Here is a 20,653-nt window from a genome sequence, read left to right on the forward strand (position 1 = left end):
CCTCTGGAGTGGCCTCAGGCACATAGACACCCGGATCAGCTCTCAGCTGGGCGGACTATATAGTATTACTATTTAACCAACAACTCTTCCAATCAGGCTTTATTAAGGCTAATTTAGGCTTATCAAAACGTATTAGTCATACAATAAGAGAGCCTGCCATGTCTGATAAAACCCCTCCCCTGCGTTCCGCCCAATGGTTTGGCAGCGCGGATAAAAACGGCTTCATGTACCGCAGCTGGATGAAGAACCAAGGCATTGCCGACCATCAGTTCCAAGGCAAACCGATCATTGGTATCTGCAACACCTGGTCTGAGCTGACCCCGTGCAACGCCCATTTCCGGACCATTGCCGAACATGTCAAACGCGGTGTGATTGAGGCTGGCGGGTTCCCCGTGGAGTTTCCGGTGTTCTCCAATGGCGAATCCAACTTGCGCCCGACCGCCATGCTCACGCGTAATCTGGCGAGCATGGACGTGGAAGAAGCGATTCGCGGTAACCCGATTGACGGCGTGGTGCTGTTGACCGGCTGCGATAAAACGACCCCGGCCCTGTTGATGGGGGCTGCCAGTTGCGACGTGCCGGCCATCGTGGTCACGGGCGGGCCAATGCTCAACGGCAAGCACAAAGGCAAAGACATCGGCGCCGGTACTATCGTTTGGCAAATGCACGAGTCGTACAAGGCAGGCAATATCAGCCTCGACGAATTCTTGTCTGCCGAAGCCGGCATGTCCCGCTCGGCGGGCACCTGTAACACCATGGGCACCGCCTCGACCATGGCCTGCATGGCCGAAGCACTGGGCACTTCACTGCCACACAACGCTGCCATTCCGGCGGTCGATTCGCGCCGCTATGTACTGGCCCACATGTCAGGCATGCGCGCCGTGCAGATGGTTCGAGAAGATTTGCGACTGTCCAAAGTGCTGACCAAAGAAGCCTTTGAAAACGCGATCCGGGTCAATGCGGCCATCGGCGGCTCGACCAACGCTGTGATCCACCTCAAAGCCATTGCCGGGCGCATCGGTGTCGATCTGGAGCTGGACGACTGGACCCGCATCGGCCGTGGCACACCAACCCTCGTTGACTTGCAGCCTTCGGGGCGCTTCTTGATGGAAGAGTTCTATTACGCAGGCGGCCTGCCTGCGGTGCTGCGTCGTTTGGGCGAAAACAACCTGATCCCGCACCCGAACGCCCTCACAGTCAATGGCAACAGCCTGTGGGAAAACGTTAAGAACTCACCCATCTATGGCGACGACGAAGTGATCCGGGCAATCGACAACCCGCTGGTTGCCGACGGTGGCATCTGCGTATTGCGCGGTAACCTGGCACCACTGGGCGCGGTGCTCAAACCCTCAGCTGCCACCCCAGCCCTGATGAAGCATCGTGGGCAAGCGGTCGTGTTTGAAAACTTCGACATGTACAAGGCTCGCATCAACGACCCGGCGCTTGAAGTCACGGCCGATTCGATTCTGGTGATGAAAAACTGCGGACCCAAGGGTTATCCGGGCATGGCCGAGGTCGGCAACATGGGCTTGCCAGCCAAACTGCTGGCCCAAGGCGTAACCGACATGGTGCGCATCTCGGATGCGCGCATGAGTGGCACCGCCTACGGCACCGTGGTCTTGCACGTTGCCCCGGAGGCCGCCGCTGGTGGGCCGTTGGCTGCGGTACAAGAAGGCGACTGGATTGAACTCGACTGCGCGAGCGGGCGTTTACATCTGGATATTTCAGACGCCGAACTGGTCGCGCGCCTGGCCGATATTGAGCCCCCGCAAAAACTGCTGCTTGGCGGCTATCGCCAGCTGTACATCGACCATGTGATGCAGGCTGACCAAGGCTGCGACTTCGATTTCCTGGTCGGTTGCCGGGGTTCAGAAGTACCGCGCCACTCGCACTGACGGCTGTGCTTGAGGCCACGTCCATAGACGCGGCCTCGTTGCATGAGCAGCGTTATGTCAGCTTGATCACAACCTTTGCGCCCTTCGCCGACTCAGGCAAATGGGTGATCCCTAACGCATCAATGGTGCGCGTCTGGCTGACACCATCAATAATCGCGGTATAAAGCCGGCTCACCAGCGGTTCAAGTATTTCGCTGTCCAACATCTGCACCACCAGAACCACGGGTTTGGGCTGGACAATCGGATGCTGCATTACCTCCATGACACGCTGATCGCGTACCGCCTTATCGAACTGCCCCCAGTTAAAACAATTTGCCTCGGGCTTGATCAACACCCACTCCCCACTCTCGACTTGCTGCACCACCTGCGAGTCAAAATTGAGCATCATAGCGCTGCGTAATGACTGCAACCCCTCGATTTTTTGCCCTGCGCTCAAATGCTGCTGCACCACATCACGGGCTTCTTTGGCGCTAAAAGCGTGCTCCATATCCCATAGAGATGCTTGCCGGGCACTGATCAATTTCATCCCTGACGATCACCTTCCCAAGTGTCCCAGCCCGATGTTCCGGCCACTTCATGGCGCCAAACAATGTCCTGATACGCAAACTTCACGGTTTCCAATTGAGTAAAGTGCGCGGTCTCCAGCGTCTGGCAGTGCGGCATGATCAGATCGACAGCCGTAATCACCGCGTTGCGCAACTCCATGGTGTAAAAATGCTCAAGCCCGGCGCTGCCGGACGGGCGATACCACTTCACTTCGCAGACACTCAGTTCCTCCCCATTACACAGCGCGGTATTAATCAAGGGCGACGATTTATCGATGACCTTGGTAATGATCAACGGCTTGTGCATGCGCTGCCCCGCTTTTGCACCATTGGGCACGAAGATACCGTGACTGAGCGCCTGAACCAGAATCTGATCTTCGCGCCCCTGTTGCCAGGCATTGCCAAGCGATTCTTTGCCCAGTGCGCCTGCGCTGATAAGGCCTTGGGCGTTTCCTTTGATAGTCAGGTAAGCAGGTGTTGGCATTAGCAAGGTTCCGTTGTTTTAGATGGGGTTAGAGAAGTGGGCGTTTCGGGATTAATCTTCATGGCTGGGCACCCAAGGACGGGATAGAGCCAGAGTTATCAGGTAGCGCTCTTCATTAGGGCGCTTATTATCCTTAAAGCGATGCAAAAGTAGCATTACTTGATATTTATCCTCCGCTTGCCAAAATGCTGTTCCACCCTTGTTGATGTCCCTGAATTGGGTGCGCCATTCGGGGGTATCTTCAAAAGCATAATTATTTCTTCGCGAGGTTAAATGCCACCCCTGTTGTCGCCATTGATCCTGTAAGTCCAACACCACTTTCAATGCATCATCAAGCAACAGCGGTTCTATTTGTGGAGACATGCGGATGTCACGCACTCGCTCATCCACAAAATTGATAGTAAAAAAGCGGGCCAAGGGCGTGGTAAATCCATACTTCGGATCTATAAAACGCAAACGCGCATCGGAATCGGGAATGTGGAACCAGATTTGGCCAGGGATGGCTGGGTCTATAACTGCACTTGATCGCTGTCGCATATCCTCCCAAGGCTCGTCATAGATCAAGGCAATTTCGGGCTCGTCAGATAGCACTTGCATAACCCAACGCAAGGATAAAAATGCTAAGCATGCGAAGACAGTAATACAGAACACTCGACGCCAGCCGCTGAAACACCATTGAAAACTCACAGAGAAGGCTCGATAACGACTATTTCTCTAATTGATTGCTCCAGCGCACCTCGGTTTGTATTATTCAACATCTGGTCAAAGCGCTCAGCGGCATCCAGAACAAAGATCAATGGCTTATGCATACGCGGCCCCGTTTTGAACCATTGGGCACGAAGATACCGTGACTGAGCGCCTGAACCAGAATCTGATCTTCGCGCCCCTGTTGCCAGGCATTGCCAAGCGATTCTTTGCCCAGTGCGCCTGCGCTGATAAGGCCTTGGGAGTTTCCTTTGATAGTCAGGTAAGCAGGTGTTGGCATTAGCAAGGTTCCGTTGTTTTAGGTGGGGTTAGAGAAGTGGGCGTTTCGGGATTAATCTTCATGGCTGGGCACCCAAGGACGGGATAGAGCCAGAGTTATCATGTAGCGCTCTTCATTAGGGCGCTTATTATCCTTAAAGCGATGCAAAAGTAGCATTACTTGATATTTATCCTCCGCTTGCCAAAATGCTGTTCCACCCTTGTTGATGTCCCTGAATTGGGTGCGCCATTCGGGGGTATCTTCAAAAGCATAATTATTTCTTCGCGAGGTTAAATGCCACCCCTGTTGTCGCCATTGATCCTGTAAGTCCAACACCACTTTCAATGCATCATCAAGCAACAGCGGTTCTGTTTGTGGAGACATGCGAATGTCACGCACTCGCTCATCCCCAAAACTGATAGTAAAAAAGCGGGCCAAGGGCGTGGTAAATCCATACTTCGGATCTATAAAACGCAAACGCGCATCGGAATCGGGAATGTGGAACCAGAAATGGCCAGGGATGGCTGGGTCTATAACTGCACTTGATCGCTGTCGCATATCCTCCCAAGGCTCGTCATAGATCAAGGCAATTTCGGGCTCGTCAGATAGCACTTGCATAATCCAACTCAGGGAAAACATTGCAGCGAGTACCAACAGGATAAAACACAAACTTCGACGCCAACCCTTGCAGTAAAAATTTATAAAGTTATTACTCATCGCGGATTACCCAAGGTCTGGCTACCTCAAGAGTAATGAGATATCGCTCTTCATCAGGGTGTCTAGAGTCTTTAAATCGGCCTATATCCAACATGATGTAATACTTATCACCGGCTTGCCAAAAGGTTCTCCCTCCCTTGTTGATGTCGCGCAATTGGGCGCGCCATTGCGGTGTATCAGCCAAAGGGGGATCACTCTCTGGGTTGATAACAAACCAGCCCTGCTCACGCCATTGATTTTGTAAGTCCAACACGACCTTCAGGGCGTCATCCAGCAACAGAGGCTCGATTTGCGGTGACATATGGATACTGGCCACTCGCTCATTATCAAAACTGATGGTAAAGAAGCGGGCTAACGGAGTAACAAATCCATACTCCGGATCAATGAAACGCAATCGGGCGTCCGACTTGGGTATGTGAAACGCATAGCGGCCAGGTATAGCAGGAGGGATTAAAGCACTCGAGCGCTGCCGCATGTCTTCCCAAGGCTCGCCATAGATCAGAGCAATTTCTGGTTCGTCCAATAGCGCTTGCATAACCCAACTCAGGGTAAAAAGTGCAGCGAGTACCAGCAGGATAAAACATAACCTTCGACGCCAACCCTTGCAGTAAAAGCTCATACAGTTATTACTCATCACGAGTGACCCAAGGTCTGGCTAACTCAAGAGTAATGAGATATCGCTCTTCATCAGGGTGTCTAGAGTCTTTAAATCGGCCCATACCCAGCATGACGTAATACTTATCGCTGGCTTGCCAAAAGGTTCTCCCTCCCTTGTTGATGTCGCGCAATTGGGCGCGCCATTGCGGCGTATCAGCCAAAGGGGGATCACTCTCTGGGTTACTGACAAACCAGCCCTGCCCACGCCATTGATTTTGTAAGTCCAACACGACCCTCAGGGCGTCATCCAGCAACAGAGGCTCGATTTGCGGTGACATGCGGATATTGGTCGCGCGCTCATTTTTGAATCCTATGGTGAAGAAGCGAGCCAAGGGCGTGACAAATCCGAATTGCGGATCTATAAAACGTAAGCGAGCGTCTGACTTCGGCATACCGAACCAAAGTTCATTCGGGATAGCCGGGCTAATCTCTGCACTCGAGCGCTGCCGCATGTCTTCCCAAGGCTCGCCATAGATCAGAGCAATTTCTGGTTCGTCTGATAGCGCTTTTATAACCCAACTCAGGGTAAAAAGTGCAGCGAGTACCAGCAGAAGAAAACATAACCTTCGACGCCAACCCTTGCAGTAAAAGCTCATACAATTATTACTCATCGCGAGTTACCCAAGGTCTGGCTACCTCAAGAGTAATGAGATATCGCTCTTCATCAGGGTGTCTAGAGTCTTTAAATCGGCCTATATCCAACATGATGTAATACTTATCGCTGGCTTGCCAAAAAGTTCTCCCTCCCTTGTTGATGTCGCGCAATTGGGCGCGCCATTGCGGGGTATCCGCCAAAGGGGGATCACTCTCTGGGTTGATAACAAACCAGCCCTGCTCACGCCATTGATTTTGTAAGTCCAACACGACCTTCAGGGCGTCATCCAGCAACAGAGGCTCGATTTGCGGTGACATGCGGATATTGGTCGCGCGCTCATTTTTGAATCCTATGGTGAAGAAGCGAGCCAAGGGCGTGACAAATTCGAATTGTGGATCTATAAAACGTAAACGAGCGTCTGACTTCGGCATACCGAACCAAAGTTCATTCGGGATAGCCGGGCTAATCTCTGCACTCGAGCGCTGCCGCATATCTTCCCAAGGCTCGCCATAGATCAGAGCAATTTCTGGTTCGTCCGATAGCGCTTGCATAACCCAACTAAGGGTAAAAAGTGCAGCGAGTACCAGCAGAAGAAAACACAAACTTCGACGCCAACCCTTGCAGTAAAAGCTCATACAGTTATTACTCATCGCGAATTACCCAAGGTCTGGCTACCTCAAGAGTAATGAGATATCGCTCTTCATCAGGGTGTCTAGAGTCTTTAAATCGGCCTATATCCAACATGATGTAATACTTATCGCCGGCCTGCCAAAAGGTTCTTCCTCCCTTGTTGATGTCGCGCAATTGGGCGCGCCATTGCGGTGTATCAGCCAAAGGGGGATCACTCTCTGGGTTGATAACAAACCAGCCCTGCTCACGCCATTGATTTTGTAAGTCCAACACGACCTTCAGGGCGTCATCCAGCAACAGAGGCTCGATTTGCGGTGATATATGGATACTGGCCACTCGCTCATTATCAAAACTGATGGTAAAGAAGCGGGCTTGCGGAGTAACAAATCCATACTTCGGATCAATGAAACGCAATCGGGCGTCCGACTTGGGTATGTGAAACGCATAGCGGCCAGGTATAGCAGGAGGGATTAAAGCACTCGAGCGCTGCCGCATGTCTTCCCATGGTTCGCCATAGATCAGAGCAATTTCTGGTTCACTTACAAACCTTTGCGTAATCCATTGCAGAATTACGGCAAGCAAAATAGCAAGAAGCGTGATGCTCACTCCACGACGCCATGAACCGAGATTCAGTCGCAATGTCATGGCGCGACCACAACCGCAGCAATCTCGTTGATTGATTGAACCAGAGCCTTACGATTGGAATCATGCAGCATCTCGTCGAACCGCTTTGCCGCCTCGAGTACAAACGTCATTCGTTGCTGAACATCAGCCAGGTTTGCAAAGGGGCTGTCATCAAAACTGATTGTGCGATCATCATCGACACGCTGGCACTGGCTGGAAAGAGTCAACTCGATGGCTTGAGCTACGCCCGAAGGAAAACCTGTTACATACGAAGCATGATTACCACGCAACAGTCTGACTAACTGTGTGTCTCCGTAAATACTCGGCTGAAGAATGTTTCTCTGTTCGTGAAATGCAAAAAACTCCACGCTTTTGGAAATATCGCCCGTTTCAATCGCAGTAAAAGCCTGAAGTATTTCGTTGTATTTCCGACCAAACCGCAACTTGTCCTGACCAACAGGCCAAAGCACCGGAAACTTAAGGTGGCCAAAAATATTCGCTCGCTTACTCAAACACGTCTTCAACTCCTCAAGCCCACGTTTTTTATAAAACGCATGCAGCGGAAAAATATCTAAAAACAACGTGGTATTACCCAATGCCATCATGTCGTACACATACTGGAACTGTTTCTGGGCAATGGTTTGCGGCTCACCCAAACGAAGGTCCACAGGCATCAAGTTTTTGTCTGAAGCCTCATCATATGCATCGCGTAGTTGGTTTTCTTCATCACCAGGAAGCTCGAAGTGCGACCCTTTACTCCTCACCGCCAACCATTTTTTTCTTGCAGTGAACTCATCCTCGATTTTGCCAATCGACTCAGAGGCATGCAGCAATCCACACCCCACCTGCTTGGACGCAAACGCCGCCAAACCGGCCCATTGAAAGCGCTCATCATGCAGCCACAGGCGTGCATACGCGGCATTGATGGCGCGGTTACGGGCGATGGGGTCTGCAATGAGGGTGCCGCCGGGGGCGACTATTTCTTCGGCTTCGCGCTGGAAGATCCGCCAGATGCCTTCACAGGTCAGAATCGGCACGTCGGTGACTTCAGTCATGCAGCCGTAGACTTCAACGAAACGGGTCTTGCACTCAGAAAGCGGAATCGTGTTCTGGTTCAAGAGTTGGGTGTCGCACGTTTGGTCTTTGAAACACTGGGTCATAGGCCGCCTCCTCCAAGGAAGCCGCGACCCTATCAGCCCACGTGCCCTGCGGGTCATGGCCGGAAAAATAGAGACATGTCCTACGGGCTTGACACCACTGTCCATCTGCGGGGATTACTTATTCCGCTATGACGCAAGGCATTTTCAACCTATGTCGCTAGGCGCGGGTTTAATCGGCGCCTGTTATGATCGTCGCTTTTCATCATAGGATCGGCCCGCGCCCAATGGATTATCGTCAGCCTTCTGAGCGCAAAAGCATGCATGCGCGCATCGTTCAGGAACTCGGCATGCAGATTGTTTCCGGACGTTTTAAACCCGATGACAAATTGCCCGCCGAAGCCTTGCTCTGCGAAGAATATGCGGTCAGTCGCCCGGTGCTGCGTGAAGCCACGCGCGTGTTAGTGGCCAAGGGCCTGGTGTATTCCAAACCCCGCGTTGGCACGGTGGTCAAGGCTCGACGCGAATGGCACATGCTCGACCCCGATGTGCTGCACTGGCTGATGCAAAGCTCACCGCAAAATGAGTTTTTTGCCTTGCTGACCAGTGTGCGCAGCATTATCGAGCCGGCAGTTGCCGCCCTCGCCGCCCAACATGCGAGCGATGAGGACGTGGCCTCGATCCGCGAAGCCTATGAGCGCATGGAAAAGGCAAAGAGCCCCGAGGCGCTGTTGCAGCCCGATCTGGATTTTCATAGCCGCATTGCAGATGCGACCCACAATGATTTGCTGGCCAATCTGTGCAACATGCTGTCGTTGGCGTTGCGTGAAGCGCTGAAGCACTCCAATCAACGGCCTAACTTGCATGAGTTGGCGCTGCCTCGGCACAAAGCGATTTTGACGGCTATTGAGAACCACGACGCACTAGGCGCACGGCATGCCACGCTGGTGCAACTGGATGATGCGCGCACGGCGCTGGATGTGGTGTTGGGGCGGGATTTGGTTGGCAACTGAACCGGCAAACCTGTGGGAGCTGCCGCAGGCTGCGATCTTTTGATTGTAAAGATCAACAGATCGCAGTCTGGCTCAGCTCCCTCATGGCCTACCGGGCTTTACGCCAGGCTTTTGCTCACGACTTCAAACACGTCACTCGACAGTTCGCCCGAGTTGCGGATGCGTTCAAGTTCGGCTTTCATCAGCGCCTGACGGGCGCTGTCGTATTTGCGCCAGCGAGTCAACGGTGCCAACTGACGCGAGGCTATCTGCGGGTTGAAGCCGTTGAGCTGGATCACCAGGTCCGCCAGAAAGCGGTAGCCCGAACCATCAGCGGCATGGAAGTTGATCAGGCTCTGCCCGGCAAACGCCCCCACCAATGCCCGGACTTTGTTCGGGTTTTTGAGGTTGAACGCGGGGTGTTCCATCAGTTGCTGAACGCGCTGCAAACCACCTGGCAACGGGCTTGCTGCCTGCACGCTGAACCATTGATCCATGACCAGCGGGTTGTCTTTGAAGTGCTCGGCAAAACTGGCCAGCGCGGCGGTTTTTTCAGTCTCAAACGGCGAGTTGACCAATACCGCCAGCGCGGTCAGGCGCTCGGTCATGTTGTCGCTGTGTTCGAACTGTTCCAGGGTCGCAGCCAATATTTCTGGCTTGCCGCTGAGGCTCAGATACGACAGGGCAATGTTTTGCAGGCTGCGACGGGCGAAATGCTCTGCCTCGGCCACATACGGGGTGGCCTTGGACACTTCGCGGTTAGCCTGGTAGCGCGCCCACAAATCGTCAAACAGGCTGTCTGCCAGTTGCTTGCGGGCAAATTCACGGGCCACGTGAATAGCTTCCACGTCAGCCACTTCGCTGATTTCGGTGAGGTAGGCTTCACCCGGCAGCGACAGCATTTCGGCAACCATCGCCTGATCCAGTTGCTGATTGTTCAACACGCTACGCAGCGCTTGAACCAGACGCGTGTCCATGACCAGTGCTTCGCCACGCTGGTGCTGGGCAATCAGCGCTTGCAGCACTTGCACAGACAGTTGCTGGCCCGCATCCCAGCGATTGAAACCATCGCTGTCGTGTTGCATCAGGAACACCAGTTGGTCACTGCTGTACGCAAACTGCAATTTGACCGGCGCCGAGAAGCCACGCAGCAAGGAAGGCACGGGCTGCTCATTGATGCCCACAAAAGTGAAGGTCTGCTGCGCTTGCGTTACAGACAGCACGCGGCTGGTGCCGACCGCAGATGACTCACCCGCCAGTTGCAGCGCCAGTTCTGCGCCCTGAGCGTTCAACAGGCCCAATTCAACCGGAATCACAAACGGCAGTTTTTCGACTTTATCCGGCGTCTGTGGGCAGCTTTGGGCGAAGGTCAGGCTGTAGGTTTTCTGCTCGGCGTCGTAATGCTCGCTGACGGCCAGACGCGGGGTACCCGCCTGGCTGTACCAGCGTTTGAACTGGGTCAGGTCGGCGCCATTGGCGTCTTCCATGGCCTTGATGAAGTCATCGCAGGTCACCGCCTGGCCATCGTGGCGCTCAAAGTACAGGTCGCTGCCTTGGCGAAAGCCTTGTGCGCCGAGCAAGGTGTGGAGCATACGCACCACTTCTGAACCTTTCTCATACACGGTCAGGGTGTAGAAATTGGAAATCTCGATAAAACTCTCAGGGCGCACCGCGTGGGCCATGGGGCCTGCGTCTTCAGCGAACTGGTGAGTACGCAGGAAGGCCACGTCTTGAATGCGCTTGACCACGCGCGAGTTCATATCGGCCGAAAATTCGGAGTCGCGAAATACCGTGAAGCCTTCCTTGAGCGACAACTGGAACCAGTCGCGGCAGGTCACGCGGTTGCCCGACCAGTTGTGAAAGTATTCGTGGGCGACAATCGCTTCGACCCGCTGGTGGGCGGCGTCGGTCGCAGTTTCGGCGCGGGCCAGCACGGCGCTGGAGTTGAAGATGTTGAGGCCCTTGTTCTCCATCGCGCCCATGTTGAAGTCGTTCACGGCCACAATCATGAAGATGTCCAGGTCGTATTCACGACCGTAGGTTTCTTCGTCCCAGCGCATCGACTTTTTGAGGCTGTTCATCGCGTGCTGGCACTTGTCGATGTTTTCCGGCTCGACGTAAATGCGCAGCGCCACGGTGCGGTCAGTCAGGGTGGTGAAGGTGTCTTCAACGCACCACAGATCGCCGGCGACCAAGGCAAACAGATACGCCGGTTTCATGAACGGGTCTTCCCACGTGGCCCAGTGTCGGCCGTCTTCGTCGGGACCACTGGCAATGGGGTTGCCGTTGGACAACAGGATCGGGTAACGATGCTGTTCAGCCACCACGGTGGTGGTGAAGGTGCTCATCACGTCCGGGCGGTCGAGGTAATAGGTGATCTTGCGAAAACCTTCGGCTTCGCACTGGGTGCAGAACATCGAGCCGGATTTGTACAAACCTTCCAGCGCGGTATTGGATTCGGGGTGGATCTTGACGCTGGTGTCGACCACAAAGTGGCCGGTAGTCGGGTGCAGGGTCAGGTGGCTGTCGGTCAGCTCATAGTCAGCAGGGGTCAGGTCAGCGTCGTCGAGCTTGACCGACAGCAGCTCCAGCTGTTGTCCGTCCAGCGCCAATGCCGGGAATCCCTCGCCACGTGCCGGATTGCGGCGCATCACCAGTTGCGCATGGACCAGCGTATGGTCCTCGAACAACTCGAAGGTCAGGTGCGTCTCGTCGATCAGGTACTCGGGCGCCTGGTAGTCCTTCAGGTAGATCATTTGCGGTTGTTCGGTGCGCATGCTGGAGTCCTTCTTACTGATGCACGGCCAACTGGTAGGCCGTGTATTTGCGAATATTGATAACGCCGGTGTCGAAGATAAGGTATTGACCCTTGATCCCCATCAACGTGCCTTCAACGATAGGGTCTTTGTCAAGATTGAAACTGACGATCTTGCTCGGGTACTGCTCGACCGGGTAGCTAATCTCGATGGGCTCGACGCTATGCAAAGGTTGTACCGCTTGCAAACCAAAGCGTTCCTGCAAGATATGCAGGCCTTCGGCGCAACTGCCAAATAACTGATCACGCACCGCTGCCAGATCCACCGGCTCTGCATCGCCCTTTAGCAGTGCGCGCCAGTTGGTACGATCAGCCACTTGCGAGCGAAACAAGTCTTCGACAAAACCCGACTGCTGACGCGTCGCCACGCGCACGATCGGCAAGGCCTGGCTCGCGCCCTGATCCAGCCAGCGGGTGGGCAGTTGCGTTGCCCGGGTAATGCCGACTTTAACCCCGGACGAGTTGGCCAGGTACACCACATGGTCAGTCATGCAAAATTGCTCGCCCCACGATGGCTCACGGCACGTGCCTGCGTCGTAATGGCAGCGCTCCGGACTCATGATGCAGACATCGCATTGCGCCAGTTTAGTCATGCACGGGTAGCAATACCCTTGGCTGAAACTCTTTTTGGTGTTGCGTCCGCAGTGGGTGCAGTTGATCTGCCCTAGAAATTCCAGACGCAGTTTAGTGCCGATCAAAGGATTGACCGGGACCTCGGTATCGCCCAAACGAAACGCATATTGAACCGTCGGCGCTTGAAGGCTTGCCGACATTTTACTGATTGCACCGCGACCAATCTCAATCAATGGATGGCATCCGACTTGAACAGGATGTTGGCCACAGGCGCCGATTTGGAGCTGCACTCTTGCGGCCCCATGTAACCGGTGCGCTCTTCTTCAGGCAGGTTTTGCATTTCCCAGGCAATCATCGCTTGCAATGACAGCTCGCGCTGCTCGGCCGTCAGTTTGTTGCCATCGGCCCACTTGCCGATTTCAACTGCCAGTTTCAGGCTCTGATAAATATCAGGGGTGATGTTTTTAATCATTTCATTGAAAGAGGACATGGTTCTTTCCTGCTCGATAACATTCGTACGAAATTTATAGATTCCCTTTAGGCGCGAGCTTGCTCGCGCCTAAAGATTTTCTAAACGTATTGGCGACGGGCCCAAAGCCCGCCCAGCAAGCCGGTCAGGCAACCGATCAACAGGCCGCCGACGTGGGCCGCGTTGGCAATCTGGCCAAAGCCGATCAGCGACACCAGCCCGGACATGCACAACGCCAGCCACACCAACATCATCACCAGTACGCCGCGGGGCAAGTGATACATCGGGTTGGGCGCCATCAACTGGTAAATCCAGACATGCCCCAACAGGCCATACAACACACCGGACAGCCCACCAAACAGGCTCGGACCACTCACCAGGTATTGGGCGTAGTTGGACACCAGGCTGAACAGCACGCTCAAACCGATCAGATTAATACTGCCCTGACGCATTTCAATCCGGCGCCCCAGCTCCCAGTACCACATGCCGTTCATGGCGATGTGCAGGAAACCAAAGTGGATCAACATCGGAGTGACTAATCGCCACCACTGCCCTGCCGCGAGGCTATCCGACAACGGGGTGAATTCGATGTACTGCCCATGAATGCTGAAATCCAAAAAGGTCAGCGCACTCAGGGTAGACAGGTTGTCACCCAGTTGCGTGACGGCCGCCACGATGATGCACAGCAGCAGGATCACCGCCGTGGCTGGGCTGTCGCGCAATTGCTGGGCAAAACCGGGCCGGGTCATCGCTGCCGGGCGCTCGACCATCGGCAATGCGTGATTCGGGTCGCCCGCCGGGAAACGCTGATACAAGCTGCGCACATCTTCAGCAATGCTTTCGGGGGCCCACAGCACTTGCTCGCCCGCCTCTTCACTCACCCGATGTGGCACTTGCATGCGCTTGAGCAAGGCCACAAACCCGCCAAGATCAACCGACAGCGGTAAACGTAAAACAGCCACCACACTCATTGCACAGCCTCCGGGCGCTCTACATTCACCCATACGAACTTGTTGGGGTCGAGCCGGGTTTCTTGATCAAGACGATAAGCCACTAATTTGCCGTAAAGCACGGCGCTGTAATCCAGGCAGGCCAGGTTCGGACGAATGGGCGCGGGCTTGCCACTGCGCCAGTAGTGCCCGACAAACAACAGGGGTTCGTCGCTGCCATAGCGCAGCAAGGCGCCTTTTTCAGTCGAGGACAACGGCTGTTGCGCCACGCGCTCAGGCAATGCATCAGGTTGAAACACAATATCTCCGTAGGTCTTGGGGTCGTCTTCCCAGAACTTGGTGCGGAAGAACGCCCGCGTCAGACCGTCGCCCCCGGTCAGGGTCATGCCATCCGGCAGGCGCATGTCAGTGCCACGCAACAGACGATTGAAGGTCAAATGGGCAAAACTTTCGGTCTGCGCGGCCGCCTGCAGAAAGTGCTTATCAATACAGCCATCCGGGTATTGCGCACGCAGCGAGGTAATCACATCGGCGTCCCAGCAGGCGTGAACCACCCGGAAACGGCCGGCGTCAACAAACAGCGGCATGTCATAAAACCACTGCACGAAGTCATGCCATTCGCCGGGGTATTGAGCAAATTGCTCAAGGGTTTCGTGAATCAAACGGGCATGGCGCGGGTTGTGCTCACGAACAAATTGCTTGCCGCTGCCCGCAGGTGCGGGTGTGCACCAGCCCAAAGCGTTGAATTCATGGTTCCCCATGAGGCACAGGGCCTGACCGACTTGAACCATGTCGTAAACGATATGCAGCGACTCGCGAATACGCGGGCCGCGATCAATGATGTCACCCAGAAACACCGCTATCCGTCGCGGGTGTCGCCAGGTACCGGCGAGTTTTCGATAGCCCAGACGCTCCAGCAGGTGCTCAAGGGTATGAGCACAGCCATGCACGTCACCGATCAAATCGTAACTGCGCGCAGGATCGAGCATCAGTCGCTCCTACCGCCCAGTCGGCTACCCCAGCCAAGCTTGGTCCGACACACTTCATAGTAGTTGTGGTCCAACGGGTGAATCAGGCGCAGTTTCTGCGCTTTTTTGCTGACGGTAATGGTGTCACCCGGAGCGCAGGTGAAATGATTCTGACCATCGCACGAGACTTGCGGATAGATCTGCATGTCTTTTGCCACGACGATTTTCAGTTCGCTGTTGCCATCGACCACAATCGGTCGGCTGCTGAGGGTGTGCGGATACATCGGCACGATAACGATGGCATCCAGTTTGGGGTGCATGATTGGGCCGCCTGCCGACATCGCATAAGCCGTGGAGCCGGTGGGGGTGGCAACGATCAGGCCATCGGCCTTTTGGCTGCACACGAACTGACCGTCGATATGCAGCTCGAACTCGATCATCCGGGTCGATTTGCCGGGGTGCAGCACCACGTCATTCAAGGCGTCGCCCTGGCCGATGGCTTCACCGTGACGGCGAACTTCGGCTTGCAACAGAAAGCGATTTTCAACCAGATAGTGACCATCGAGTACATCAGCGACTTTGACTTCGAGTTCATCCGGGCGGATATCCGTCAAAAAGCCCAGGCTGCCCCGGTTAATACCCAGCACCGGAACATTGTGCCGGGCCAGCGCACGGGCGGCTCCCAGCAAACTGCCATCACCGCCGACCACAATCACCATGTCACACACTTCACCGAGCATCTTGCGTGAAGACGTCTGCAGGCCATGACCGGGCAACACCTCGGCGATGGTGTCTTCGAGGATCACGTGCATGTGCCGCTCAAGCAGGAATTTTTTCAGTCGGCGAACCGTGTCGAGCACCTGTGAACTGCCCAAACGACCAATGATGCCGATATTACGAAATTGCTCCATGAGGCTCCTGCAAGGTTTTAGGCATGCGAAAACTGCGATTATGGTCGAAACAGGTGAATAGACAAAACCCTTTCAGCCCACGGGAGCTATGCTCGCACAATGATCCTCTTTCCCGACTTGCTCAACTTGCCTCGCCAATTACGTCACCCAGAGGTGCGTGATTTGGCGTGGGTGATACTCGCCCCCCCCATGCTAAGCCAAACCCCGTGGCCGCAACGTCATCCACTGGCAGGCAGCGACTGGGTGCAAACCCCCGATCAACTTGAACGCTGGCTGCGTGAGCTTGATCAGCACAGCGAACCGCTCCAGCATTGGCTGGCGCAGGCCGCGACTCGCCGCCTGGGCCGCTATTACGAGCGCCTGTGGCAATTTGCTATCGACCACGCGCCTGGGGTTGAGCTGATCGCCGCTAACCTGCCCATCCGTTTGGGTGGCCACACGTTGGGCGAGCTGGACCTGCTGCTGCGCGACCGTGACGGCGTGCATCACCTGGAATTGGCGATAAAACTCTATCTGGGCCCGCAAGAGGGCGACGGTAGCGCCCCTGCCAACTGGCTCGGCCCCGGCAGCAATGACAGGCTGGACCGAAAGCTCAAGCATTTCACTCAACATCAACTGCCGATGTCCAGCCGCCCAGAAAGCCGCGAAGTCCTTGGCGCGCTGGACATCCAGAGCTTTAAAGCCAGTATGTGGCTGGGCGGCTACCTGTTGTACCCATGGCCCGGCCTCTCATTGCCACCCACTGGCGCTCACCCGCAACATTTGCGCGGGCGCTGGCTGCATCAGAGTGACTGGCCGGCGTTTATCCGCCAAAGCGCCGCAGGTTGCTGGCAACCCTTGCCACGGCATGCCTGGCTCGCACCGGCGCACTATGGCCTACAAGGTTTATGGAGCGAACAACAGCTCAGCGTGTGGCTGGCCGAGCTGCACCCGCAGGCACCGGCGCAATTAATGGTCCGGCTGGCCGAAAACGACACCGGTGACTGGGAAGAAGCCGAGCGCCTGTTTTTAGTGTCTGACCTGTGGCCAAAGGTGCCGGGCAATCCTGACAACTGATCTGCCTCAGCGCGATCCTTGTCAGACGTATTACAGTTAAGGCACTCCGTCAAAAAAGAACGGAGGCTGACATACAACCCGTGAGGAAACCCCATGTCCTGGAAAAGCACCGCCGATCACTACAGTCGAATGTCCATCGCCCTGCACTGGCTAACGGTGCTGCTGTTTATTCTGATCTATGCCTCGATTGAACTTCGCGGGATCTTCCCCAAAGACAGCGACGGCCGTAACCTGATGAAAGACGCCCACTTCATGTTTGGCCTCACCGTCTTCGTGCTGGTCTGGCTGCGCTTGTTGGCTCGAACCTTGGGCGCAGCGCCGAAGATCACACCTACCCCACCTGCTTGGCAGACCGCCCTGGCGACCTTGATGCACTGTGCCTTGTACGTGTTCATGATTGGCATGCCGGTGTTTGGCTACCTGATCCTCAGCCACCTCGACAAACCGGTGTTTTTCTATGGCTTGGAGATACCGCCCCTGACGGCCAAAGACCCTGACCTCGCCAAACAAATCAAGAGCTGGCACGAACTGGGTGGCACGATCGGTTACTGGCTGATTGGCTTGCACGCACTGGCCGGGCTCGGGCATCACTACTTGATCAAGGACAACACCTTGCTGCGCATGCTGCCAAGACGCTGAAGCTCCCACGAATAAACCTCAAGCCTGTGCAAAACCACGGCGGCCTTGCAAGCCGCCCGTGTGTACAAAGACCACGCGCTGGCCCCTCGTTATATGCCCCCGCCCAACCGCGTGCTTGAGCGCCATTAAGGCCTTGCCGGTGTAGAGCGGCTCCAGCGGCACAGCACTTTGCACTTCGCTGTCCTGAATAAACCCCAGCAGCGCGTCGTCCACCTTGGCAAAACCGCCGCGGCTGGCATCAATCAATTCAAAATTGCGCCCGATACACCCCGCAGCCTGCAATATCGCTTCAACTTGTGGCGCAACCCCATGATCATCGGGCACCGCCAGCGCGCCATACACCCTGCGTTCTGCGGCTTCGCCCAGCACCAACCCGGCCAGGGTAGTCCCCGTGCCGGCAGCCAGCCACCAGGCGTCGTAGTCCTCCCAGCCCAACGCACTTAGCTGTTCACGGACTTGGGCAACCAGCGGCACGCAGCCCAAGGCCCCCGCGAGCCCGCCACCACCCTCCGGAACGTTATGCAGCGCGGGGTACTGCGCCTGCCAGGGCGTCCAAAACCCTGGGGCATGCCGTGCCCGATAGCCAGCAAAGCCCAGCCAGTGCAATTGCATGCCATAACGCTCAAGGTCCAGCGTGGTGGGCGTTTGCTGAGGATGCCCGCGCAGCAGCCCGACCGTCGTAAAACCGAAACGCTTGCCCGCGCCAGCCAGCGCATGCAAATGGTTGGAGTGCGCCCCGCCAAGGCTGATCAAACCTTCTGCACCCGCGGCATGCGCAGCCAACACATGTTCGGTGAGCTTGAACCATTTGTTGCCGCTGATCAGCGGGTCAATCTGGTCCAGGCGCAGCACGGCCACTTCCACCCCGGCCTGTTGCAGCCAATCAAGGTGTAAGCTCTGCAACAGCGCGCGCGGCCGCCAGTCAATCAAAGGCAACATCGACACCGATTCCCTATAAAAAGAAGCGAGTTTACAGCAGCCCGCAGCCACAACAGCCTGTCGGCTTTCACTTGCCAGCCGACCAATAAACCGACTCGATTGCCTGCTTCTTGGTAAGGTGTGCGCCGACTTTCGTAGCCCGCTAACGATCTGCGCGCTGCTGCACTTCTGTTTACTGACGTGAGACACCCGGAACATGCCCGAGCCGATCCCTCTTAAAGATCATGAAACCGAGAAGCGGCTGGTCAATAAAAGACTGATTGCATGCGCCCTGCTGGTCATGGCGATCAGTTGTACGCTCATCGGCCGGTTGTATTTTTTGCAGGTCACCGAGTTTGACTACAACTCGACCGTGTCCGAGAACAACCGGGTTCACGTGCTGCCCATCCCGCCGGAACGCGGCTTTATCTATGACCGCAATGGCGTGCTGCTGGCGGATAACCAACCCAGTTTCAACATGACCCTCACCCGCGAACGGGCCGGTGACACCGCCAAGGTGCTGGACACGGTGATGAGCGTCCTGCACTTGCCCGAAGAAGACCGCGCGGTGTTCGCCAAGGCCATGAAACAGGCCCGTCACCCTTTCGACCCCTCGACCCTGTTGTATGAGCTGACGGAAGATCAAATCGCGTTGCTGGCGGTCAATCAGTTCCGCCTGCCGGGCATTGATGTCGAAGCCCAGTTTGTCCGCCATTACCCTCAGGGCGATCACTTTGCGCATTCGGTCGGCTATGTCGGCCGCATCAACGAAAAAGAAGCCAAACAGCTGGACCCCACCGAGTATCGGGGCACCCAGTCAATTGGCAAAACCGGTATCGAGCGTTTTTACGAGAACGAGTTGCACGGTAAAGTCGGGTTTGAAGAAGTCGAGACCAATGCCCAGGGCCGCGTCATGCGCGTGTTGCGCCACCACGATGCCGTGGCAGGTAAAAATATTGTCCTGAGCCTGGACATCAAGCTGCAAGAAGCCGCCGAAGAAGCCTTGGGCGACCGTCGCGGATCAATCATTGCCATCGACCCGAAAACCGGCGAAGTACTGGCAATGGTCAGCAAACCCAGCTTCGACCCCAACCTGTTTGTGACCGGCATCAGCTCCAAGGACTACTCGGCGTTGCGTGACTCACAGGACAAACCCTTGTTTAACCGAGCCTTGCGCGGCCTATATGCCCCGGGTTCAACCATCAAGCCGGAGGTGGCAATTGCGGGACTCGACAGCGGCGTGATTTCAGCTTCGACCCGCGTGTTCGACCCTGGCTATTTCCAACTGCCCAATGTTGACCACAAATATCGCAACTGGAACCACAGTGGCGACGGCTGGGTGGACTTGAACGCAGCCATCATGCGCTCCAACGACACTTACTTTTATGACCTGGCGTCCAAACTGGGCATTGATCGCATGCACGATTACATGTCGATGTTTGGCCTTGGGCAGAAAGTCTCGCTGGACATGTTTGAAGAGTCGCCCGGCCTGATGCCATCGCGCGAATGGAAGCGCACGACCCGCCGCCAGGCGTGGTTCCCCGGTGAGACCGTCATTTTGGGAATCGGCCAAGGCTACATGCAGGTCACACCCTTGCAACTGGCACAAGCCACGGCGCTGATCGCCAACAAAGGCGTCTGGAACCGTCCGCACCTGGCCAAGACCATCGACGGCGCCCCTGCTACAGATGAAAAACCGATGCCTAATATCGTGCTGCACGACCCCAAGGAGTGGGAACAGGTTAACCACGCGATGCAGCTGGTGATGCACGACCCGCGTGGTATCGCCCGGGCTGCTGCACAGGGTGCGCAGTATCGAATTGCCGGTAAAAGTGGAACTGCGCAAGTGGTGGCGATCAAGCAAGGCGAGCGCTACAACCGCCTGAAAACAGCCGAGCGCAACCGTGACAACGCCTTGTTCGTCGGCTTTGCTCCGGCCGAAGATCCCCAGATTGTCATCTCGGTCATGATTGAAAATGGCGAGGCCGGTGGCCGCGTGGCCGGGCCTGTGGTGCGCAAAGTGATGGACGCCTGGTTGCTGGACAACCAGGGCGTACTCAAACCGCAGTACGCGAGCCCACAGATCAAGCCGCATACCAACCCCCATGTTTGAGGGGCGTTGAACGCTTTATCCTGACCCTCCCCCTCCGGGAG

General features: G+C 55.7%; 22 protein-coding genes. 5 read left to right on the forward strand and 17 right to left on the reverse strand.

The window, feature by feature from the left end; translation table 11 throughout:
* Nucleotides 1–158: 158 nt before the first annotated feature.
* On the forward strand, nt 159–1,895 hold the full coding sequence (locus ACIQYF_RS05575) for an IlvD/Edd family dehydratase (protein ID WP_402857776.1): 1,737 nt from the start codon (nt 159–161) through the stop codon (nt 1,893–1,895).
* 52 nt (nt 1,896–1,947) lie between these two features.
* On the opposite strand, the gene ACIQYF_RS05580 is transcribed toward ACIQYF_RS05575, so the two are convergent.
* The 10 genes from ACIQYF_RS05580 to ACIQYF_RS05625 form a co-directional block, all read right to left on the reverse strand.
* A complete protein-coding gene (locus ACIQYF_RS05580; RefSeq protein ID WP_402857779.1) occupies nt 1,948–2,421 on the reverse strand; it encodes a hypothetical protein in 474 nt (157 codons plus the stop codon).
* Nucleotides 2,418–2,924, reverse strand: a complete 507-nt coding sequence (locus tag ACIQYF_RS05585; protein ID WP_402857782.1) for an Hcp family type VI secretion system effector — start codon at nt 2,922–2,924, stop codon at nt 2,418–2,420. Before ACIQYF_RS05585 ends, ACIQYF_RS05580 begins: the two co-directional genes overlap by 4 nt.
* 51 nt (nt 2,925–2,975) lie before the next feature.
* Entirely contained in the window at nt 2,976–3,611 is a 636-nt protein-coding gene (locus ACIQYF_RS05590; RefSeq protein WP_402857785.1) for a hypothetical protein, read from the reverse strand.
* A 106-nt stretch (nt 3,612–3,717) separates the two neighbouring features.
* Nucleotides 3,718–3,909, reverse strand: a complete 192-nt coding sequence (gene tssD / locus ACIQYF_RS05595) for a type VI secretion system tube protein TssD (protein ID WP_402857788.1) — start codon at nt 3,907–3,909, stop codon at nt 3,718–3,720.
* Nucleotides 3,910–3,960: 51 nt separating this feature from the next.
* Nucleotides 3,961–4,605, reverse strand: coding sequence for a hypothetical protein (locus ACIQYF_RS05600; RefSeq protein ID WP_402857791.1), 645 nt, complete (start codon nt 4,603–4,605; stop codon nt 3,961–3,963).
* Nucleotides 4,598–5,224: a hypothetical protein gene (locus ACIQYF_RS05605; RefSeq protein WP_402857794.1), complete on the reverse strand. Its 627-nt coding sequence runs from the start codon at nt 5,222–5,224 to the stop codon at nt 4,598–4,600. The genes ACIQYF_RS05600 and ACIQYF_RS05605 overlap by 8 nt, the downstream gene beginning before the upstream one ends.
* Before the next feature lie 7 nt (nt 5,225–5,231).
* Complete coding sequence (locus tag ACIQYF_RS05610; protein ID WP_402857797.1) at nt 5,232–5,858, reverse strand: hypothetical protein; 627 nt, start codon at nt 5,856–5,858, stop codon at nt 5,232–5,234.
* 7 nt (nt 5,859–5,865) lie between these two features.
* Nucleotides 5,866–6,492, reverse strand: coding sequence for a hypothetical protein (locus ACIQYF_RS05615; protein WP_402857800.1), 627 nt, complete (start codon nt 6,490–6,492; stop codon nt 5,866–5,868).
* Nucleotides 6,493–6,499: 7 nt separating this feature from the next.
* On the reverse strand, nt 6,500–7,132 hold the full coding sequence (locus ACIQYF_RS05620; protein WP_402857803.1) for a hypothetical protein: 633 nt from the start codon (nt 7,130–7,132) through the stop codon (nt 6,500–6,502).
* The gene (locus ACIQYF_RS05625; protein ID WP_402857806.1) at nt 7,129–8,271 is read right to left on the reverse strand and encodes a DUF2515 family protein; all 1,143 of its coding nucleotides are present in this window, start codon (nt 8,269–8,271) and stop codon (nt 7,129–7,131) included. Before ACIQYF_RS05625 ends, ACIQYF_RS05620 begins: the two co-directional genes overlap by 4 nt.
* A gap of 224 nt (nt 8,272–8,495) precedes the next feature.
* On the opposite strand from ACIQYF_RS05625, the gene ACIQYF_RS05630 reads away from it, so the two are divergent.
* Nucleotides 8,496–9,221: a FadR/GntR family transcriptional regulator gene (locus tag ACIQYF_RS05630; RefSeq protein WP_402857809.1), complete on the forward strand. Its 726-nt coding sequence runs from the start codon at nt 8,496–8,498 to the stop codon at nt 9,219–9,221.
* Between the two features lie 98 nt (nt 9,222–9,319).
* Here the strand turns inward: ACIQYF_RS05630 and pepN are convergent, their stop codons facing one another.
* The 6 genes from pepN to ACIQYF_RS05660 all read right to left on the reverse strand — a co-directional run bounded on the left by pepN (nt 9,320) and on the right by ACIQYF_RS05660 (nt 15,886).
* On the reverse strand, nt 9,320–11,977 hold the full coding sequence (gene pepN / locus ACIQYF_RS05635) for an aminopeptidase N (protein WP_402857812.1): 2,658 nt from the start codon (nt 11,975–11,977) through the stop codon (nt 9,320–9,322).
* A 13-nt stretch (nt 11,978–11,990) separates the two neighbouring features.
* Complete coding sequence (locus ACIQYF_RS05640) at nt 11,991–12,821, reverse strand: DUF2797 domain-containing protein (protein WP_402857815.1); 831 nt, start codon at nt 12,819–12,821, stop codon at nt 11,991–11,993.
* Complete coding sequence (locus ACIQYF_RS05645) at nt 12,818–13,078, reverse strand: YeaC family protein (protein WP_402857818.1); 261 nt, start codon at nt 13,076–13,078, stop codon at nt 12,818–12,820. Before ACIQYF_RS05645 ends, ACIQYF_RS05640 begins: the two co-directional genes overlap by 4 nt.
* An 80-nt stretch (nt 13,079–13,158) precedes the next feature.
* Entirely contained in the window at nt 13,159–14,028 is an 870-nt protein-coding gene (locus ACIQYF_RS05650) for a rhomboid family intramembrane serine protease (protein WP_402857821.1), read from the reverse strand.
* Nucleotides 14,025–14,996, reverse strand: a complete 972-nt coding sequence (locus ACIQYF_RS05655) for a metallophosphoesterase (protein ID WP_402857824.1) — start codon at nt 14,994–14,996, stop codon at nt 14,025–14,027. The genes ACIQYF_RS05650 and ACIQYF_RS05655 overlap by 4 nt, the downstream gene beginning before the upstream one ends.
* Nucleotides 14,996–15,886, reverse strand: a complete 891-nt coding sequence (locus ACIQYF_RS05660; RefSeq protein ID WP_322241288.1) for an NAD(+) kinase — start codon at nt 15,884–15,886, stop codon at nt 14,996–14,998. The genes ACIQYF_RS05655 and ACIQYF_RS05660 overlap by 1 nt, the downstream gene beginning before the upstream one ends.
* 99 nt (nt 15,887–15,985) lie before the next feature.
* Here ACIQYF_RS05660 and ACIQYF_RS05665 point away from each other — a divergent pair, with 99 nt between their 5' ends.
* The gene (locus ACIQYF_RS05665) at nt 15,986–16,942 is read left to right on the forward strand and encodes a DUF1853 family protein (RefSeq protein WP_402857829.1); all 957 of its coding nucleotides are present in this window, start codon (nt 15,986–15,988) and stop codon (nt 16,940–16,942) included.
* A 93-nt stretch (nt 16,943–17,035) separates the two neighbouring features.
* Nucleotides 17,036–17,581: a cytochrome b gene (locus tag ACIQYF_RS05670; protein ID WP_402857832.1), complete on the forward strand. Its 546-nt coding sequence runs from the start codon at nt 17,036–17,038 to the stop codon at nt 17,579–17,581.
* 18 nt (nt 17,582–17,599) lie between these two features.
* Here ACIQYF_RS05670 and ACIQYF_RS05675 read toward each other — a convergent pair whose 3' ends face one another.
* Nucleotides 17,600–18,520, reverse strand: coding sequence for a 1-aminocyclopropane-1-carboxylate deaminase/D-cysteine desulfhydrase (locus ACIQYF_RS05675; RefSeq protein ID WP_402857835.1), 921 nt, complete (start codon nt 18,518–18,520; stop codon nt 17,600–17,602).
* Nucleotides 18,521–18,716: 196 nt separating this feature from the next.
* Here ACIQYF_RS05675 and mrdA point away from each other — a divergent pair, with 196 nt between their 5' ends.
* Entirely contained in the window at nt 18,717–20,612 is a 1,896-nt protein-coding gene (gene mrdA, locus ACIQYF_RS05680) for a penicillin-binding protein 2 (RefSeq protein ID WP_402857838.1), read from the forward strand.
* The last annotated feature ends 41 nt before the right edge of the window (nt 20,613–20,653 follow it).

It is taken from the genome of Pseudomonas sp. NPDC096917, assembly GCF_044762555.1.
GTDB lineage: Bacteria > Pseudomonadota > Gammaproteobacteria > Pseudomonadales > Pseudomonadaceae > Aquipseudomonas.

What these genes read in the sequence shown, in the direction of transcription:
- ACIQYF_RS05655 (WP_402857824.1), bottom strand. Translation starts at nt 14,996, where the DNA reads ATGCTCGATCCTGCGCGCAGTTACGATTTGATCGGTGACGTGCATGGC.
- ACIQYF_RS05585 (WP_402857782.1), bottom strand. Translation starts at nt 2,924, where the DNA reads ATGCCAACACCTGCTTACCTGACTATCAAAGGAAACGCCCAAGGCCTT.
- ACIQYF_RS05665 (WP_402857829.1), top strand. Translation starts at nt 15,986, where the DNA reads ATGATCCTCTTTCCCGACTTGCTCAACTTGCCTCGCCAATTACGTCAC.
- ACIQYF_RS05630 (WP_402857809.1), top strand. Translation starts at nt 8,496, where the DNA reads ATGGATTATCGTCAGCCTTCTGAGCGCAAAAGCATGCATGCGCGCATC.
- mrdA (WP_402857838.1), top strand. Translation starts at nt 18,717, where the DNA reads ATGCCCGAGCCGATCCCTCTTAAAGATCATGAAACCGAGAAGCGGCTG.
- ACIQYF_RS05660 (WP_322241288.1), bottom strand. Translation starts at nt 15,886, where the DNA reads ATGGAGCAATTTCGTAATATCGGCATCATTGGTCGTTTGGGCAGTTCA.
- ACIQYF_RS05675 (WP_402857835.1), bottom strand. Translation starts at nt 18,520, where the DNA reads ATGTTGCCTTTGATTGACTGGCGGCCGCGCGCGCTGTTGCAGAGCTTA.
- tssD (WP_402857788.1), bottom strand. Translation starts at nt 3,909, where the DNA reads ATGCCAACACCTGCTTACCTGACTATCAAAGGAAACTCCCAAGGCCTT.
- ACIQYF_RS05625 (WP_402857806.1), bottom strand. Translation starts at nt 8,271, where the DNA reads ATGACCCAGTGTTTCAAAGACCAAACGTGCGACACCCAACTCTTGAAC.
- ACIQYF_RS05600 (WP_402857791.1), bottom strand. Translation starts at nt 4,605, where the DNA reads ATGAGTAATAACTTTATAAATTTTTACTGCAAGGGTTGGCGTCGAAGT.
- ACIQYF_RS05580 (WP_402857779.1), bottom strand. Translation starts at nt 2,421, where the DNA reads ATGAAATTGATCAGTGCCCGGCAAGCATCTCTATGGGATATGGAGCAC.
- pepN (WP_402857812.1), bottom strand. Translation starts at nt 11,977, where the DNA reads ATGCGCACCGAACAACCGCAAATGATCTACCTGAAGGACTACCAGGCG.
- ACIQYF_RS05620 (WP_402857803.1), bottom strand. Translation starts at nt 7,132, where the DNA reads ATGACATTGCGACTGAATCTCGGTTCATGGCGTCGTGGAGTGAGCATC.
- ACIQYF_RS05575 (WP_402857776.1), top strand. Translation starts at nt 159, where the DNA reads ATGTCTGATAAAACCCCTCCCCTGCGTTCCGCCCAATGGTTTGGCAGC.
- ACIQYF_RS05645 (WP_402857818.1), bottom strand. Translation starts at nt 13,078, where the DNA reads ATGTCCTCTTTCAATGAAATGATTAAAAACATCACCCCTGATATTTAT.
- ACIQYF_RS05605 (WP_402857794.1), bottom strand. Translation starts at nt 5,224, where the DNA reads ATGAGCTTTTACTGCAAGGGTTGGCGTCGAAGGTTATGTTTTATCCTG.
- ACIQYF_RS05615 (WP_402857800.1), bottom strand. Translation starts at nt 6,492, where the DNA reads ATGAGCTTTTACTGCAAGGGTTGGCGTCGAAGTTTGTGTTTTCTTCTG.
- ACIQYF_RS05610 (WP_402857797.1), bottom strand. Translation starts at nt 5,858, where the DNA reads ATGAGCTTTTACTGCAAGGGTTGGCGTCGAAGGTTATGTTTTCTTCTG.
- ACIQYF_RS05670 (WP_402857832.1), top strand. Translation starts at nt 17,036, where the DNA reads ATGTCCTGGAAAAGCACCGCCGATCACTACAGTCGAATGTCCATCGCC.
- ACIQYF_RS05650 (WP_402857821.1), bottom strand. Translation starts at nt 14,028, where the DNA reads ATGAGTGTGGTGGCTGTTTTACGTTTACCGCTGTCGGTTGATCTTGGC.